At 66.2% G+C, this 15,752-nt stretch carries 14 protein-coding genes, 1 tRNA gene, 1 other RNA gene and 1 pseudogene; 6 read left to right on the top strand and 11 right to left on the bottom strand.

Annotated elements, in window-relative coordinates:
- Positions 1 to 73: 73 nt before the first annotated feature.
- The 4 genes from Q9R31_RS16830 to Q9R31_RS16815 form a co-directional block, all read right to left on the bottom strand.
- Positions 74 to 406, bottom strand: coding sequence for a serine protease inhibitor (locus tag Q9R31_RS16830; RefSeq protein ID WP_311263849.1), 333 nt, complete (start codon positions 404 to 406; stop codon positions 74 to 76).
- The gene (locus Q9R31_RS16825) at positions 403 to 1,335 is read right to left on the bottom strand and encodes a 3-methyladenine DNA glycosylase (protein ID WP_311263848.1); all 933 of its coding nucleotides are present in this window, start codon (positions 1,333 to 1,335) and stop codon (positions 403 to 405) included. Before Q9R31_RS16825 ends, Q9R31_RS16830 begins: the two co-directional genes overlap by 4 nt.
- Positions 1,313 to 1,876, bottom strand: coding sequence for an SSI family serine proteinase inhibitor (locus Q9R31_RS16820; protein ID WP_311263847.1), 564 nt, complete (start codon positions 1,874 to 1,876; stop codon positions 1,313 to 1,315). Before Q9R31_RS16820 ends, Q9R31_RS16825 begins: the two co-directional genes overlap by 23 nt.
- Positions 1,877 to 1,966: 90 nt before the next feature.
- Positions 1,967 to 2,437 carry a transcriptional regulator, SarA/Rot family gene (locus tag Q9R31_RS16815; protein WP_311263960.1) on the bottom strand — a complete coding sequence of 157 codons (471 nt, stop codon included), beginning with the start codon at positions 2,435 to 2,437 and terminating at the stop codon, positions 1,967 to 1,969.
- Between the two features lie 95 nt (positions 2,438 to 2,532).
- On the opposite strand from Q9R31_RS16815, the gene Q9R31_RS16810 reads away from it, so the two are divergent.
- Together Q9R31_RS16810 and Q9R31_RS16805 are read left to right on the top strand one after the other, a co-directional pair.
- Positions 2,533 to 2,775 carry a hypothetical protein gene (locus tag Q9R31_RS16810; RefSeq protein ID WP_311263846.1) on the top strand — a complete coding sequence of 81 codons (243 nt, stop codon included), beginning with the start codon at positions 2,533 to 2,535 and terminating at the stop codon, positions 2,773 to 2,775.
- Between the two features lie 118 nt (positions 2,776 to 2,893).
- Positions 2,894 to 3,109, top strand: coding sequence for a hypothetical protein (locus tag Q9R31_RS16805; RefSeq protein ID WP_311263845.1), 216 nt, complete (start codon positions 2,894 to 2,896; stop codon positions 3,107 to 3,109).
- A gap of 82 nt (positions 3,110 to 3,191) precedes the next feature.
- Here the strand turns inward: Q9R31_RS16805 and Q9R31_RS16800 are convergent, their stop codons facing one another.
- The 4 genes from Q9R31_RS16800 to ffs form a co-directional block, all read right to left on the bottom strand.
- A complete protein-coding gene (locus Q9R31_RS16800) occupies positions 3,192 to 4,550 on the bottom strand; it encodes an aspartate kinase (RefSeq protein ID WP_311263844.1) in 1,359 nt (452 codons plus the stop codon).
- A 228-nt stretch (positions 4,551 to 4,778) separates the two neighbouring features.
- Positions 4,779 to 5,378, bottom strand: coding sequence for a recombination mediator RecR (gene recR, locus Q9R31_RS16795; protein ID WP_056337278.1), 600 nt, complete (start codon positions 5,376 to 5,378; stop codon positions 4,779 to 4,781).
- 77 nt (positions 5,379 to 5,455) lie between these two features.
- Positions 5,456 to 8,920: a DNA polymerase III subunit gamma and tau gene (locus tag Q9R31_RS16790; RefSeq protein ID WP_311263843.1), complete on the bottom strand. Its 3,465-nt coding sequence runs from the start codon at positions 8,918 to 8,920 to the stop codon at positions 5,456 to 5,458.
- A 21-nt stretch (positions 8,921 to 8,941) separates the two neighbouring features.
- Positions 8,942 to 9,038, bottom strand: an RNA gene (gene ffs, locus Q9R31_RS16785) — signal recognition particle sRNA small type.
- Positions 9,039 to 9,430: 392 nt separating this feature from the next.
- Here ffs and Q9R31_RS16780 point away from each other — a divergent pair.
- Positions 9,431 to 9,515, top strand: a tRNA-Ser gene (locus Q9R31_RS16780).
- An 80-nt stretch (positions 9,516 to 9,595) separates the two neighbouring features.
- Here Q9R31_RS16780 and Q9R31_RS16775 read toward each other — a convergent pair.
- The gene (locus Q9R31_RS16775) at positions 9,596 to 10,531 is read right to left on the bottom strand and encodes an oxygenase MpaB family protein (RefSeq protein ID WP_311263842.1); all 936 of its coding nucleotides are present in this window, start codon (positions 10,529 to 10,531) and stop codon (positions 9,596 to 9,598) included.
- On the opposite strand from Q9R31_RS16775, the pseudogene Q9R31_RS16770 reads away from it, so the two are divergent.
- Positions 10,510 to 11,493 (top strand): annotated as a pseudogene (locus tag Q9R31_RS16770) (M23 family metallopeptidase); the annotation flags it as partial. The gene Q9R31_RS16775 and the pseudogene Q9R31_RS16770 sit on opposite strands and share 22 nt — an antisense overlap.
- A gap of 572 nt (positions 11,494 to 12,065) precedes the next feature.
- Here the strand turns inward: Q9R31_RS16770 and Q9R31_RS16765 are convergent.
- A complete protein-coding gene (locus tag Q9R31_RS16765) occupies positions 12,066 to 12,392 on the bottom strand; it encodes a hypothetical protein (protein ID WP_311263964.1) in 327 nt (108 codons plus the stop codon).
- A 41-nt stretch (positions 12,393 to 12,433) separates the two neighbouring features.
- Here Q9R31_RS16765 and Q9R31_RS16760 point away from each other — a divergent pair, with 41 nt between their 5' ends.
- Positions 12,434 to 12,946 carry a glutathione peroxidase gene (locus Q9R31_RS16760; protein ID WP_311263841.1) on the top strand — a complete coding sequence of 171 codons (513 nt, stop codon included), beginning with the start codon at positions 12,434 to 12,436 and terminating at the stop codon, positions 12,944 to 12,946.
- Positions 12,947 to 13,106: 160 nt separating this feature from the next.
- A complete protein-coding gene (locus tag Q9R31_RS16755) occupies positions 13,107 to 14,036 on the top strand; it encodes a phosphodiesterase (protein WP_311263840.1) in 930 nt (309 codons plus the stop codon).
- A gap of 31 nt (positions 14,037 to 14,067) precedes the next feature.
- On the opposite strand, the gene Q9R31_RS16750 is transcribed toward Q9R31_RS16755, so the two are convergent.
- Entirely contained in the window at positions 14,068 to 15,705 is a 1,638-nt protein-coding gene (locus Q9R31_RS16750) for a stealth family protein (protein WP_311263839.1), read from the bottom strand.
- Between the last annotated feature and the right edge of the window lie 47 nt (positions 15,706 to 15,752).

The following is a 15,752-nucleotide window of genomic DNA, read 5'->3' as shown; positions in this document are numbered from 1 at the left end:
GGGGGAGGTCCCGGGCGGTCATCAGTCCGCCCGGGACCTTTTTCATGCGCGCATGCGGAAGGCAAACGAAAAGCTAAGCGGCCGTCCCGCCCAGCAGGGCGCCCATGGCCTTCCACCGTGCGATCTCGCACCCGTCGGTGCGGGTGAAGGTCGAGTTGACGGGCCGGCCATGGAAAATACCGGTGACCACCGCAACCTGCGGGCCCCCGTACTGCTGCGTGCACAGCTTGGGAGGACCAGGCTTGGGAAAGAAGATGTCTTCACCGAACCGCTCCACGGCGGCCAGCGCGGCCGCGGGTCGGGGCAGGGTGGATTCCGCGGCGGGGGCGCTGTCCTTGGCTACAAGCCGGAAAACATGCTCAGGGGCGTCGGGGTCCTCCCGGATCCTGATGGTCAGGTCGATCACCGTGGTGCTCCGTCTGACAGTGCCCCGAGTTCCGCGGCGAGCCTTCCGCGCAGGACCCCGGCGTCCGCGGCGAAGGCTCGTTGGTGCTCGACGTAGGCGGCCTTGCCCTGGGGCGTCTCGATGGGGATGGCGGGGTAGCCCCAGTCCGCCAGGTCGTACGGGGAAGCCTGCATATCCATGGCCCTGATCCGCCAGGACAGTTCAAAGCAGTCCATCACCAGTTCGCTGGACAGCGCCGGCAGCAGCTTGTACGCCCACTTGTAAAGGTCCATATTGGCGTGCAGGCAGCCCGGCTGCTCCATGTGCCGCTGCGTGTCCCGGCTGGGGGAGTGTTCGTTGAGCGGGATGGCGTCCGGTGTGTAGAAGCGGAACGCGTCGAAATGGGTACAGCGGATCCTGTTGTCCTCCACCACCTGGTCGGTGCCGGCCGCTCCCAGCCGCAGCCGCAGATACTCATGGCGGAGGTCGAACTTGTCCTGCCGGTACACCATGGCCCACTCGTGGAGGCCGAAACAGCCGAACTGTGCCGGCCTGGCCGCCGTCCCGCGGAGGATGATGCCGGCGAAGGCCACCGCATCCTTGCGGTCAGCCAGGAAGGCGCTCCGATCGAAGGTGACTGCGGTGCTTCCCGCGGCCAGCCCCAGGGAGGCGAGTTCGCCGTCGTCGAGCACCCGGTAATGCTTCCACCCCAGCCGCATGGCCGCCTGGCCGCCGGTAAGGACCGCGCCGGCACCAGGGTGCCACCGCTTCAGCTGGCCGGGCTTCTGCGTGTAATAGGTGAAAAGGAAATCCTCCACTGGATGTTTCCGGCCCGCCGACCGCCGGGCCAGGTAGGGATCGGCGTAGCGGCTGACGCGCCGAACGTGGGCTTCTTCCCTCGCCCCCGCATCGGCGGCCGCCAGGAGCTTAAGAGGCTCCACCGGCGGCACCCAGCACATCCTTGGCAGCATCCCATGCGCTGATTTCGCATCCGTTGGTCCGCGCAAAGGAGGACTCCACGGCAACACCATCCACCATGCCCGTCACGGTTGCCTTCTGGGGGCCGCCGTACTGCTGCGTGCAGGTCCGGGAGGTTCCGGGTTCCTCCGGTGACAGGATCCCCGGGTTGGCTTTCAGGGCTGCGCACGCGGCATCGGCGTTGGGGTGGCTGCTTTCTGCGGCAGGGGTGCCGGCGGAACAGGCCAGGGTGTAATCGAGTTCGGCCGCGCCCTCGGACGGGACCACCGTTATGGCGAGTTCGGCGTTTCCCTGCCCCGGGCCGGCGCTTGGCCGCGAGGTGGCTGGTGCGGGAGCCGGGACCGAGGTTTCAGTGTCAGGGGAGGGAGCGGCCGAGCCGGCAGATGAACTTCCGCCGGAGGAGGTCGTAGGCACTGCTGAGGTGGACGCGCCGTTGTCAGGAGTGCCGCTGCAACCGGAAATCAGGCCGGCGCCGACGGCCAGGACCGCTGCGAGCATGCGGAAATTACGCATCAGGCTTCCTCTCCCTAGGTCCCGTTATTCTAGTCGCTTGACCCGGTGCCGGCTGGTCCTGGACCGGGCCCAACCAGTCCCTGCCGACACTCACTGTGACGTTGCAGCGATCAGGCCCATCATGGATGCGTGCAGTTCGGTGACCTGTTCCCGGGTCAGCCCCAGCCGCTCCATCATGGTCCCCGGCACCTGCAGCGCCTGCTGCCGCAATGCCGCGCCTTTGGCTGTCAGCTCGACGGCGAGGGCGCGCTCATTGCCGTCCGCACGGCCCCGTGTAATCAGTTCCGCTGCCTCAAGCCTGCGGAGCAGCGGGGAAATGGTGGCCGGCTCCTGGGCAAGGGCCTGGCTGATGTTGCGGACTGTCCGCGGGCTGTCTTCCCACAGGCAGAGCATCACCAGGTACTGCGGATGGGTGAGGTTGAGTTTCTCGAGCACTGGCTTATAGGCCCCCACCACGCTGCGGGCAGCCACGGTGAGTGCAAAGCAGAGCTGATGTTCCAGCAGCAGGTCTTCCTCCTGCACGTCAGCCGGCTCTGCCGCGGCTGGCTCTGCAGCGTCCATTTCTGCTGTGGCGGTCATGGGTCCTCCAATTGTTAGTGCACTAATCATTAGTGTGCATTTAATGCAGGTGAACGGTGAGTGGAAGGAACTTCTTCATGGGCAGGGACAAGTCCGCGGACAAGGGCAACGCCTCCCAGCGCTTCATGCGCGCCACAGGAAAGCTGCGGGCCGTTTTTGGTCCCGCGAGCCGGACTGCGCTGGCGCACGACATGACCGAGGAGAACCGCAGGCTGTTGGCACAGCGCCAGGCAGAAACCCAGCAGTGGGAGACCGTCACCAGGCCGGACGGCAGCACGTACGTTGTCCCGCGGAACCCTGAAGACCGCTCCCTGCGCTAGCGGTTTCATTCCCTCGCCTACCGGCGCCTTTTCCCTGTCGCGGGCTTAAGATAAGGGCACTGGCTCCCGTCGGAGCCGGCTGCACTTTAGCCCGAGGTTCGGGAAGGGGGTGGAAACAGTGGCACATGTCCTCAACAGTTTCATGGGCCTGACTGAGAGGCTCCGCTTCGTCTTTGGTCCTGCCACCCGACTGGACGCTGACACGCCCGTCGTGCACAAACACGACGAATTCGAACAGGCTTCCGAAGAGGACCTTTCACATTTCGTGGTGGAAACCGATTCAACCGGACACCATTACGCGGTGCGCCGGGAAGACATCGACCGCGAGAGCTGATTCATTCCAGCCGCGCCTTAAGGCCAAAAGCCGGACGGCCCATTCCCCTGAGGGAAGGGCCGCCCGGCTTTTTTCGCGGGGCCTAGCGGCCGGTGCCGCCGTAAACAGTCGCTTCGGTTTCGGTGTCCAGTCCGAACGCCTTGTGGATCACGCGCACGGCCTCATCCAGCAGGTCGGCATGGGTCACCACCGAGATGCGGATTTCGGAGGTGGAGATCATATTGATGTTGATGCCGGCGTCGGACAGCGCCTTGAAGAAGGTGGCGGAGACGCCAGGGTGGGAGCGCATACCGGCGCCGATCAGTGAGAGCTTGCCGATCTGCTCGTTGTATTCGATGGTCTCGAAGCCGATCTGGTCCTGTGCGGCGTGCAGCGCTGCCAGGGCGTCTGCGCCTTCGACGATGGGCAGGGTGAAGGAGATATCGGTCTTGCCCGTGCCGTGGGTGGACACGTTCTGGACGATCATGTCGATGTTGGAGTGTGCGTCGGCGATGACCTGGAAGATCGCGGCGGCCTTGCCGGGGATGTCGGGAACGCCGACCACGGTGACCTTCGCTTCGGAACGGTCATGCGCAACGCCGGAGATGATTGGCTGCTCCAAGGCAACTCCCTCTTGAGTGGTGATCTTGTCGTCGGCGCTGGGGATGACCCAGGTGCCTTCATGCTGGCTGAACGAGGAACGGACATGCAGGGGGACACCGAACCGGCGGGCGTATTCCACGCAGCGCAGGTGGAGGATCTTGGCGCCTGAGGCGGCGAGTTCCAGCATCTCCTCGCTGGAGATCCTGTCAATCTTCTGGGCTGACGGGACCACCCGCGGATCGGCGGTAAAGATGCCGTCCACGTCAGTGTAGATCTCGCAGACGTCAGCTTCCAGGGCTGCCGCCAGTGCCACCGCCGTGGTGTCGGAGCCGCCGCGGCCCAACGTGGTGATCTCGTTGGTGGTCCGGCTCATGCCCTGGAAACCTGCCACGATGGCGATGTTGCCCTTGTCCAGGGCGGTGCGGATCCGGTGCGGGTCGACGTCGATAATCCGGGCCTTGCCGTGGATTCCGTCGGTGATCATGCCTGCCTGGGACCCGGTGAAGGACTGGGCGGAGGCGCCGAGCTTGTTGATGGCCATGGCCAGCAGTGCCATGGAGATGCGCTCACCGGCCGAAAGCAGCATGTCCATTTCGCGGGCGGGGGCGGAATCGGTCACCTGGGCAGCGAGGTCCAGGAGCTCGTCCGTGGTGTCGCCCATGGCCGAGACGACCACAACCACTTCGTTGCCTGCTTCCTGGGCATCGACGACGCGCTTTGCCACGCGCTTGATCCCGTCCGCGTCCGCAACGGAGGAGCCGCCGAATTTCTGCACGATGAGCTGTTTGGTCACCGCGCCGGCGGCGGGGGCAACCTGCGGCTGCGTTGCGTTGTGCACTTCGGTAGTGGGCGTACTCATGCGCGTACCTTCATTGGATCAATTGGAGTTCTGGAGGCCAGGCAGCCTGACGCCGGGACGGCGCGACTTTCCTCCGACAGTTTATCGCCGTGCCCGGAGCGGCGTTGAATTGTGACCACATACCGGCCATGGACGGCGCTGGTGCCGGTGCACGGCTGCGGCAGGTCCAATCCGTAGTGCCAGGTCCAATTCGTAGTGAGGTACGACGGCGGGAGGCCGCCAGGTGCGTCAGCCCAGGGCGTTGCGCCGGCCTTCGAAGGCGCGGCCCAGGGTGACTTCGTCCGCGTACTCCAGGTCACCGCCCACGGGAAGGCCGGAGGCAAGGCGGGTGACGGCGATGCCGATCGTCTTGAGCATGCGGGCCAGGTAGGTGGCCGTTGCCTCACCCTCCAGGTTGGGGTCGGTGGCGATGATCACTTCCTGGATCTCGCCGTCGTTCAACCGGGTGAGCAGCTCCCGGATCCGCAATTGTTCCGGTCCCACGCCCGCGATGGGATTGATGGCGCCGCCCAGTACGTGGTAGCGGCCGCGGAACGAACGGGTGCGCTCCACGGCCAGGACATCCTTTGATTCCTCCACCACGCAGATGACCGAGGGATCGCGGCGCGGGTCGCGGCAGATGTTGCACAGCTCCTGCTCGGTGACATTGCCGCAGACCGTGCAGAACTTCACCCGCTCCTTGACCGTGGTGATCGCTTCCACCAGCCGCTTCATGTCCTGGGGGTCTGCTTCAAGGATGTGGAACGCCAGCCGCTGTGCGGACTTGGGGCCCACCCCTGGAAGGCGTCCGAGCTCATCGATCAGCTCCTGGACAGCACCTTCGTACACGTTTCCCTCTTTAGTTCGATGTGGATGGCGGGTGGAACAAGCAGTTGGTCATGACTGCCACGGCTGCCTTGCGGCCGTCAATAGCGTGGCGTGACCGGGCTCCCGTCCACGGACCGCTCCTCGATCAATTTTCCACCCAGGATGCGTTCCACAGCGGCCCGGCCGAACACGCCCGACTCCTCGATGGTCTCATCGTCGGCGCTCGGCACGTCCTGGATAAAGGCGCTCGGCGCGGCGGCCGCCCTGGCCGGTGCCTTGGCGCGTCCGGCCTCAGCTTCGGGGCTGTTGGATAGCCGCTGGTAAAGGCTTTGCCGCGTTTCGCCTTGTCCCGCGGCCGGTGCAGCCGCCGGCGTCTGGGGACGGGAGGGCGCAACGGTGGACTGGGTAACAGCGGATTGGGTAACAGTGGCTTGGGCAACGGTGGTCTGGGCAACGGTCGGCTGGGCAGCGGGGGACTGTGGAGCCGGAGCCTGTGCGGTCGTTGAGCGGGCAACCGTGGCGGGTGCCGCGGAGGCCATGGCGAATTCGGGTGCGGGAACGCGGTCCGGGGACAACACCTGGTATTTTTCCGCGCCCGGCGCGCCGGGACCGGCCCCGGAAGCTGCCCCCGGACCCGAAGCTGCGTTGGAACCCGGACCCCAGCCCGGAGCTGCTGCAGCAGCGGCCTTGGCTGCCGGTGCCACGGGGATGGTGGGCGGCACCTGGGCCGTTGCGGGGGCGTAATGCGGCACGTTGGCCTGTGTTCCGATGTTGTCAGGCACGGACCCGGGCGCGGGGTTGGCACCGATATTGCTCTTGTCTCCGACCACCCAGACGCCGGGGGCCTGTTCCACAGCCCGCGCCCACGGATCGTGCGCCGGGCCAGCATTTTGGTGGACAGGCAGGGCCACCGTGTCTGTGGCGGAGCCACCGGTCGCCGCCCCTTGGGGGCGCGCGGCAGGCTTACTGCGGGAGCCCGGGGCTTCCTGGCCGCTGCCTGCCGAAGGGGATGACGGCGCTGTCCTGTTGCCCGGTCGGGTGGAGGGCTCCCAATCCATAGGGGGTTCCTCATCCAGCGGGGGAGCGTCCTCGTCCCGCGGCGGTCCCCAGTCGTCATCGGAGTAGGAGTAGTCGCCGCCGGCTGAAGGGTACGGAGACTGACCGGCGTCCGCGCCGGACCCACTGGCAGCAGGTCCCATGCCTTGGGCTCCAGGCTGCAAAGACTTTGCGTCCTGGTGGCCGCGCAGGTTTTCGTCGGCCGGGCGGGTGGCTGGAGAGGTGGCCGCCGCGGGAGTTCCCTCCGGTGCGGCTCCCGGGCTTGCAGCAACAGCACTACTCCCGGAACCTCCGCCCCCAGGGGAGCTCTGGGCGGTGGTCGAGCTACGGGCAGTGGTGGGGCGCTCAGAGTTTCCGCTTGCCGGTGCAGCGGGGGATCCGGCGGCCGCGGAAGCTTGTGACGGTGAGGCAGGTTGCGCGGGCGCAGGAGCAAGCCCCCAGGCAACGTCAGCTGAAGTGGCCGGAACCACCGGGCTGGCGGGCACTTTTGGGTTTGGCTCAGCGCTCGCTTGGCTGGTGCCGCCGGCAACCGCGTTGATTTGGCAGTCGATGCCGACGGTCTTGTGGATGGCCTGGCGCAGGTTGTCCGCGTGGTCCGCCCTGCCAAACGCGCCGGCCAGCCCCTGAGTGGTGAAGGACAAGGTCACAACGCTGCCGTCGAAGGCACTGACCTGCGCATTGGGCTCAACGAGGGCCCAGGTGCTGCGCTTGATTTTGGACAGTGCCTGCAGGACGTCCGGCCAGGCCCTGCGGAGGACCTCCACGTCGCCCATCGCAGGGGGAGCGGCAGGGGCGGGCGCGGCCGGTGCTTCCTGCCGCGCCGACGGCGGTGCTGCGGCGCCAGCTGGCTCGATGCCCGGGGATGGGCGGTTGGCCGGGTCTGGGCTGGCTGCTGCACTGCTTTGCGTCGCTGCTTGGCCGGTGCCTGCCGCGGCGAAGCCGTCCGGTGTCCGGACGCGCGCCGCTTCCTCGATGGGCCAGTCATTGGTGCTCACCCGCGGCGGTGTCAGCTGGCTTCGGGGACCATCAGCGGTGGGCTGCGCAGGTGCGGATGCGCCTGGCATGGACTCGGCCGAGGCGGGCCGTGCGGCCGCGGTCTGCGATGGTGGCTCTGCCTGACCGGAAGGGCCGCCCGTCACCGTTGCGGATTGGGACGGCGGCTGTGGTGCCGCCTGACCGGAGGGGCCGGCCGTCACGGGCGCGTGCGGGAGCTCGGGCAAGGAAGCGCCGGGAGTGGCGGCAGGCGCGGCTGCCGGCACGGCCGCGCCGGGAGCCCCCTGGGCTGCCGGTACGGTGACGTCGTTCCCGGTGTAGTTGAGGCGTCGCTCCACGCGGTCGATCCGGGCCGCCATGCCGCGCTCATTCTGTTCGGAGCTGGGCAGCAGGATCCGGGCGCACAGCAGTTCCAGGTGCAGCCGCGGGGAGGTGGCCCCGGTCATTTCGGTCAGGGCCGTGTTGGTCACATCCGCGGCGCGGGAAAGTTCCGCGGCGCCGAGGTTGTGGGCCTGGTTCTGCAGGCGGGCAATCTGGTCCGCGGGCATTCCGCGCAGGATGGCGTGCGCACTTTCGGGCATGGCCTGGACGATGATCAGGTCCCGGAAGCGCTCCAGCAGGTCCTCAACGAACCGGCGGGGATCGTGGCCGGTCTGGATGACGCGGTCCACGGCACGGAAAACGGTGGCGGCGTCGGATGCGGCAACCGCCTCCACGACGTCGTCCAGCAGGGACGCATGGGTGTAGCCCAGCAGGGCGACGGCGAGCTCATAGTCCAGTCCATTCGGACCGGCGCCGGCCATGAGCTGGTCCAGGACGGAGAGCGAATCACGGACCGACCCGCCGCCGGCACGGATGACCAGTGACAGGACCCCCGGGGCCACAGGAACGTTTTCCTGGCGGCACAGGAGCTCGAGGTAAGCCATCAGCGGCTCGGGCGGCACCAGCCGGAAGGGGTAGTGATGTGTCCGGGAGCGGATGGTTCCAATGACCTTGTCCGGCTCCGTGGTGGCGAAGATGAACTTGATGTGTTCCGGCGGCTCTTCCACGATCTTCAGCAGGGCGTTGAACCCGGCTGAAGTAACCATGTGGGCCTCGTCGATGATGAAGATCTTGTAGCGGTCCCGCACAGGGGCGTAAGTGGCGCGCTCGCGGAGGTCCCGCGCGTCGTCAACACCGCCGTGGCTGGCGGCGTCGATCTCGATGACGTCAAGGGAGCCCGAGCCGCCGCGTGCGAGTTCGACGCAGCTGGAGCAGGTTCCGCAGGGAGTGTCGGTGGGGCCTTGCGCGCAGTTCAGGCAGCGGGCCAGGATGCGGGCGGACGTGGTCTTGCCGCAGCCCCTGGGGCCGGAAAAAAGGTAGGCATGGTTGACGCGGTTTTTCCGCAAAGCCGTCATCAGCGGCTCGGTGACGTGCTCCTGCCCGATAACGTCAGCGAACGAGTCGGGACGGTATCTGCGGTACAGGGCGGTAGTAACTGTCACAGAGAAAACCCTACCAATCCGGGCTGACATAATGCCGCCCTGTGGGGGAATAGTAAAGACCCCCCATGCACCCGCCAGAGCCCGCCTACCCTTGCTACCTTCCGGTCCTGGGGGAGTTCAACAGGATGACGCCACATGAGGGGCCGTCAGATACTTTACCTGAACATCCGGCTCGACTCGAATCGGCCTCCGCTCCCGTCCTGGACACCCTGCTGAGCTCCGCCGCACTGCCGAAAGGCGCAATCACTCCGCCGGTTTCATTGCTTATCCCAGCCCCAGCGGCGATCATGGATATGTACACCGATTGGGGCAATCTCAAGGTTGTGAGCTGCGTGGCCTGGCTGAACGGGACGGACCCGGCAGCTCAACGGTGCAACGGGGAATGGGCGCATTGGGGGCGCCCATTGTCAGGTTAAGGGCGCCGCTGAGTCGCCTCAGGGCAGGGTGCAGGAGAGCGCGGGATTCTGCCCGGAACGGTCCGATTGGGCGATGGGGAAAAGTTCAGGTAATCTAGTACCTGCTTTTGATTCAGAAGCAGTTGGAGAATTCGCCTAGCGGCCTATGGCGCACGCCTGGAACGCGTGTTGGGTTAACGCCCTCGGGGGTTCAAATCCCCCATTCTCCGCCGGTCAAGAACCCGGCCCCGGTATTTCCGGGGCCGGGTTCTTTCGTTTACGGCACCAGGGCTTGGATTTCAGGGCACCGCTAGGCCTTGTCTGCCGCTGGCTGACCAAGTCGCTTCAGGCGCTGCCTTGCTGCCAGTTCGCTGGGACCCATCCGCCGACGGGGTCCACCCAGGGCAAGATGGACGACGCCGAGCACCACCTTTGTGGCCAGCCTTACGGGCAGGGGGAAGGGGCCCAGCCGTGGAACGGAAAGCCCGAGCATTTGCCGGTACCGGGGTTCCAGGCTGTAGACGGCAGCTTCGAACAGGATCCGGTAGCCGGGCTTCAGCAGGGGATGCAGCGGAGCGTAACGAATAAACTGAATGGTTTCCTTCACCCTGTCGTCCGCCCGCAGCTCACCCTGCGCGTACCACTGGTCCAGCTGGCTGCGCATCTCCGCCTCCGTCAGCGGCGGGTTGTCCACTCCCATCAGCCGCCCCGCCTGGGCCCACTCCCGGACGTACGCGTCCGGGCCGCCAGGAATGGGTCCGCCCCAGATCTTGTGGGCTGCGAGGAATCCATCGGTAAAGGCGATGTGGACCCACCGGGCCAGCCCGGGATCGTTGGCACTGTAGGTGCGGACGCCGCCGTCGTTGTCCTGGAAGGTGCCCTGGACAGGCTCATGGAGGCGGCGGACACGGCGCGTTGCCTCCTCCGCTGCCGCCGTGGATCCGTAAGTCACCGTGAAGATCCACCGGATGGTGTTGGCCAGCCGTCGCAGGGGGTCTTCCCGGAAGTTGGAGTGTTCGTGGACTCCCGCCAGTGCGCCGGGGTGGAGGGACTGCATGAGCAACGTGCGGATTCCCCCAACGATCGGCGTCATGGAGCCGTGTACTGCCCACACCGCGGACCCGGGCAGGTGGTAGCCGGAATCGTCGCCTTCCGCCAGCCGGAGCGACCATTCCGGTGGTGCGTCGGCCTTCCCTGAGAATGTTTTCTTGACTTCGTCCTGCCATGTACGAAGGACATTGCGCATGGGACATTGTCGCCCATTCCAGCAATGGCGACGGTAATTGCCGTCTCAACAGCGGAAACTCCCACCCCCTAACGCCCGCAAAAAACCCGCAATGTCCACCTATAGGGTTTCCACCCCTCCGGTGCTGTGGTCCCATGGGACATACCGTCGAGACAAAGTGCGGCCGGCCACGTCGTGGAGTCAGTCAATTGGGCAAGAATTCAGTGCCCGGCAACAGGAAGCCGGACCAGCGTATCCTTCCCCCCGTTGCCCGCGCCGCCGCCGCTGCAGGGGTGCTCGCGGCTTCCCTCTATGCCATCAACCTTTCTGCCGGCCCCGCAGGGCCGGTGCAATTGGCGGGATCGGTTTCGGGCGCCGGGACCCAGAGTGCTGCTGTCCCCAGTGGAACTTCCGGGAGTGGCAATGTCCAGGAAGCACAAAGGGAACGGGTTCCGCCGGCGTCGGACCAGGTCGGCGCAGCAGGTTCCCTTCCGCCCCCGGCGATAATGTCCAATCCGCTGGTCACCCTGACCTTCCCGCACACGGCAGTAGGGGGTGCGGCGCAAGTTGCCCACGGAGACCTGACGGTAGGGCCGGCGGGCATGGGCAGGCCGGGCGCCGGTTTTCTGATGGCCCCGCTTCAGCTTCTCGATCCGAGTTCGCCGTTCGGTTTCCGGGTCAGTCCGATCAGCGGGACCGCTGGTGATTTCCACCTGGGCCAGGATTATGCCGCGGCCTGCGGCACACCCGTCCACGCAGCTGACGCCGGTATTGTTCGCGCGGCTGGATGGCACCCCTGGGGTGGCGGCAACCGGGTGGAAATCGATCACGGCGACGGACTCATCACCACCTACAACCACCTCGATTCCATCGGGGTCCATTCGGGTGACACGGTGCAGGCAGGACAGGTCGTCGCGCGTGTTGGTAGCACCGGCTGGTCCACGGGCTGCCACCTGCATTTCGAGGCCATCCTGAACGGACGCTATACCAACCCGCTCAGATGGAGCTTCCTCCAGCTCCGCGACGTGACCTGGACACTTCCTGCCGGCATGGTTTCGTATACGCCTGGCCAGGGGATAGCAGGCGACAGAATCACCTGGACCATCCCCCTCAAAGTGGACACGGGCGATGGATTCCCCGCAGCCGGGCTGCAGGCCCCGCCCTTCCCGCCACTCCTGCCGCTTGCTCCGGTACCTGCGCCGGCGGAGGCCACGGGTGTGGTGCTTCCGCCGCCTGATGTGCAATTGACGACGGGGGCCAGGCCACCCGCCGAACCTTCGCCGACCCCGGCACCCAACGACCCGGCACTGTCGCCGATAAACCCGGCGCCCAGCCCGGACCCCAGCCCGACGCCGTCGCCGACTCCGACCCCAACTCCTTCGCCGTCGCCGACGCCGACCCCGACTCCGACCCCGACTCCGACCCCGACTCCGACTCCGTCGCCTACGCCGACTCCAACCCCGTCCCCTGCGGGCCCCAGTCCGACGCCGCCTCCGACGCCGTCGCCTACGGGCCCCAGTCCGACGCCGACCCCGACTCCCACTCCGACGCGGACTCAATCCGAGCCTGCTCCGGCGTCGAGCGATCCGGTGTCATCGCCGAGTGAACCCCTGCCGACTGCTCCGGTGGCCACTGTGCCGGCCCCGGCGCCACCGATACTCGTACCTGCGCCCGCTCCGGTTCCGGCGCCACCGACAGTCGCACCTGCACCCGCCCCGACACTGCCGCCCGCGGAACCAGCGCCGGCTCCCGTGCCGGCCCCAACGACGGTTGAACCTACGCCCGCCCCGACCCTGCCGCCCGCCGAACCGGAGCCCACGCCAACGCCAACCCCGACGTTGAGCGCAACGCCAACGCCCCCGCCGGCCTGAGAAATCTCCACTCACGACCCGTACCTGCCGGCAGCGGCAACGAACTGCCCTTATGTATAACCTTCCGCAGACCCGGCAGCCGGCGCCGCTGTATCCAATCCCACTGATCCTCAACGACGGCACCAGGACAGACTTCGGACAGTTCAAGGGAAAGGTCGTGTTGGTGGTCAACGTGGCCTCCAACTGCGGCTTCACCCCTCAGTACGCCGGATTGGAGGCGCTCTACGGCAAGTTGCAGGACCGCGGATTCGAGGTCCTGGGCGTTCCGTGCAACCAGTTCGCGGGCCAGGAACCCGGCACCGACGGTGACATCGCCGAGTTCTGCGAGCGGAATTTCGGCGTCACGTTCCCGCTCACCGTCAAGGCCGACGTCCGCGGCAGGAACCAGCACCCGTTGTACAGCGAGCTGACCAAGTTCAAAACGGGGCTGCTGCCGGGACTGGTGAAGTGGAATTTCGAGAAGTTCCTGGTCAACCGCGACGGCGAGGTGGTGGCCCGGTTCGCCCCCACTGTTGAGCCGGACTCGGCCGAAGTCATTGACGCGATCGAGCAGGCGCTCGGGTAAACGGGGGTTCCGCCGAATTGGGCCTGCAAAAGCGCAGTTCTTCCAACTTTTTCCACATCAGCTACGGCGATTTACCCCATGTTTGCCAAATGTCTGATTGGATAAATATTACTGAAGGGTACAAGGGAAGAACGGCTTCCCACCGACCATAGAGGTAGCAATGGAGCACATCGAGGCCGAACATCCCCGGCCACGCCACTTCCTACTCCACCTGAGCGATCCCCACCTGTTGGGAGGTCCGGACCCCCTCTACGGAACTGTCAACAGCGAAGCCAGGCTCATCCAGCTCTTTGACGAAGTCAAAGCGTCGGGCGCCAGGCCGGAGGCTGTCATCTTCACGGGCGACCTCGCAGACAAAGGCGATCCCCGGGCCTACGTAAAGCTGCGGGCCATCGTGGAGCCTGCCTGCAAGGAACTCGGTGCCCAGGTCATCTGGGCCATGGGAAACCATGACGACCGGGCGAACTTCCGCAGGGGACTGCTCGACCAGCCCGGCAGCGACGAACCGGTGGACCACAGCTACTTCATCAATGGGCTGCGCGTCATCACCCTGGACACCACTGTCCCCGGTTTCCACCACGGCGAACTGAGTGCCGCCCAGCTGGACTGGCTGGCCCAGCAGCTGGAAACGCCCGCCCCGGACGGCACCATCCTGGCCCTCCACCACCCACCGGTCCCGTCGGTCCTGGACCTTTCCGTGCTGGTGGAACTGCGCGACCAGGCATCGCTGGCAGCAGTGGTCCGCAACTCGGATGTCCGCACCATCCTGGCCGGCCACTTGCACTACTCCACCACGGCCAGCTTCGCCGGAGTCCCCGTCTCGGTCGCTTCCGCCTCCTGCTATACGCAGGACCTGAACGTCCCTGTCGGAGGCACCCGCGGGCAGGACGGCGGCCAATCCTTCAACCTGGTGCACGTGTACGAGCACACGATCGTGCACTCGGTGGTCCCCCTTGGCAGTTCACCCACGGTGGGCGAATACGTGTCACCCGAGGAGACGGCCCGGCGGCTGGAGGTTGCGGGGATCCGGATCCCGGAGACCACCAAGCAGCGGGGCAACGCAAAGCTCGGAGTGTCCACCGGGCGGTGAACACAGCGGGAAGGTGAGCAGCCCTACCGGGCTACTTCTCCCAGGGTGCCTTGATGGGGTAATACCTCTCCAGGAAGTCCGTCACCATTTCAGCGCGCTCGTCGGCGCTGACCTCTGGGAAGCTGCCGTCATTCAGGCAGAAGAAGTCCATGTTGCGCTTGGCGAGCAGCTTGGGCAGGTACTTGAGACCTGACCGCATGGTGGTGTCCACGTAGCGCACCTTGGCGGCGGTCTGCGTGACGGCCAGGCCGGTGAGCAGAGCGTAGTAGTGGTAGAACGAGTTGGTCACGGAGATGTTGTCGGCCGCGCGGAACCGGCTGGCCGCCGTCTTGCTGAACTCCGTCGGGAACTCCTCCTCCATCTGGGCCACCACGCTGCGCCGCAAAGGCGCGGCGGTGTGCTCCAGGTGGCGGGTGGTGATCCTGCCGAACCGGTTCCACAGGAGCTTCCGGTTTACCCGGGCGGCGTTTTCGAACCCGCTGCGCTCAGCGGCGTTCTCACCCAGGCCGATCCTGGTTTCCGCCTCGATGAACTTGGTAATGCCGCCGGGGGTGAAGAACATGTCAGGGCCCACGGGGCGGCCAAAGAACATGTCGTCATTGGAGTAGAGGAAGTGTTCGGACAGCCCTTCAATGTGGTGCAGCTGGCATTCCACGGCCTGCGAGTTGTGGGTGGGCAGCACGGAGGGGTCGGCGAAGAACTCCTCGCTGCGGACGATAGTGACCGCGGGGTGCTCCGCCAGCCAGGCAGGCGCGGGGGAGTCCGTGGCGATGAAGATGCGGCGGATCCAGGGCGCAAACATGTACACCGACCGCAGCGCGTATTTGAGTTCGTTGATCTGCCGGAACCGGGCCTCGTGGTCGTCGCCTTCACCGAGGACAACGCCCTGCTGCTGGGCGCGGCGTGCCGCAATGTATTCGGGCGAGCTTCCGTCAACCCAGGAGAAAACGATGTCGATGTCGAAGCTGATGTCGCTTGCGTGGTCGGCAAACATGTTTTCGATCGTGGGCCAGGTGTGGCCGTAGCGTTCCACGGTGCCGCGGACCGCGTCCTGGCGCAGCAGGGTCCTGCGGGTCAGGGAGTTCTCGATGGGAAGAGTGAGCTCCTCGCCCTCGAAGGACCAGAGTTCGATCTGCACGCCGGCAGAGGCGCCGAACTCGAAGCCGCCCACCGGCTCCACCCGGGGCCGGTACAGGCGGAAGATGCGTCCCTGCCGGTTGGGCGAGAGCTCACCGTCGGCCACCAGGACGGACGTCTTCTTCTTGGCGTCCACGGTCATGGAATAGAAGGGCTCGTCCCGGCACGCCTCCACCAGGGCGGCCCTCAGCTTCTTCCGGTCCTGCCAGTCCAGGGCCAGCACGGGCCGGTCGTTGTTGCCGCGGACCAGGAGATAGGCAAGGCCGGCGTTGGCCAGGACATTGCGCAGGAACAGCAGGTCTTCCACCATGGCCTGGTACGGGGTCCTGGTGTCATTGATCAGGGCATAGCGGCCCTTGTGCCGGATGACATCAGGCCGGTGCCGAAGCCGCTGCTCCGCCGCCGCCGACGTGATCTCGGCGTGAAATTGTTCCTCCACGGACGCCTGGCCGCCGTAGTAGACCTCGTCCTGGACCGGTGCTTCTGTAATGGTTGTCTCCGAGCTGGTGGAAGTGGGCATTCTTACCTGCATGATAGTCCTGCCGGAGTAACGGAATGTTTCGGGGCGCTGTTGGGGCC

Origin of the sequence: Pseudarthrobacter sp. BRE9, from assembly GCF_031844305.1 — a bacterium.
Classification (GTDB): domain Bacteria; phylum Actinomycetota; class Actinomycetes; order Actinomycetales; family Micrococcaceae; genus Arthrobacter.
This window is presented reverse-complemented; position numbering and strand designations above follow the sequence as displayed.

What these genes read in the sequence shown, in the direction of transcription:
- Q9R31_RS16810 (WP_311263846.1), top strand. Translation starts at nt 2,533, where the DNA reads ATGGGCAGGGACAAGTCCGCGGACAAGGGCAACGCCTCCCAGCGCTTC.
- Q9R31_RS16750 (WP_311263839.1), bottom strand. Translation starts at nt 15,705, where the DNA reads ATGCAGGTAAGAATGCCCACTTCCACCAGCTCGGAGACAACCATTACA.
- Q9R31_RS16760 (WP_311263841.1), top strand. Translation starts at nt 12,434, where the DNA reads ATGTATAACCTTCCGCAGACCCGGCAGCCGGCGCCGCTGTATCCAATC.
- Q9R31_RS16820 (WP_311263847.1), bottom strand. Translation starts at nt 1,876, where the DNA reads ATGCGTAATTTCCGCATGCTCGCAGCGGTCCTGGCCGTCGGCGCCGGC.
- Q9R31_RS16815 (WP_311263960.1), bottom strand. Translation starts at nt 2,437, where the DNA reads ATGGACGCTGCAGAGCCAGCCGCGGCAGAGCCGGCTGACGTGCAGGAG.
- Q9R31_RS16790 (WP_311263843.1), bottom strand. Translation starts at nt 8,920, where the DNA reads ATGTCAGCCCGGATTGGTAGGGTTTTCTCTGTGACAGTTACTACCGCC.
- Q9R31_RS16755 (WP_311263840.1), top strand. Translation starts at nt 13,107, where the DNA reads ATGGAGCACATCGAGGCCGAACATCCCCGGCCACGCCACTTCCTACTC.
- Q9R31_RS16775 (WP_311263842.1), bottom strand. Translation starts at nt 10,531, where the DNA reads ATGCGCAATGTCCTTCGTACATGGCAGGACGAAGTCAAGAAAACATTC.
- Q9R31_RS16800 (WP_311263844.1), bottom strand. Translation starts at nt 4,550, where the DNA reads ATGAGTACGCCCACTACCGAAGTGCACAACGCAACGCAGCCGCAGGTT.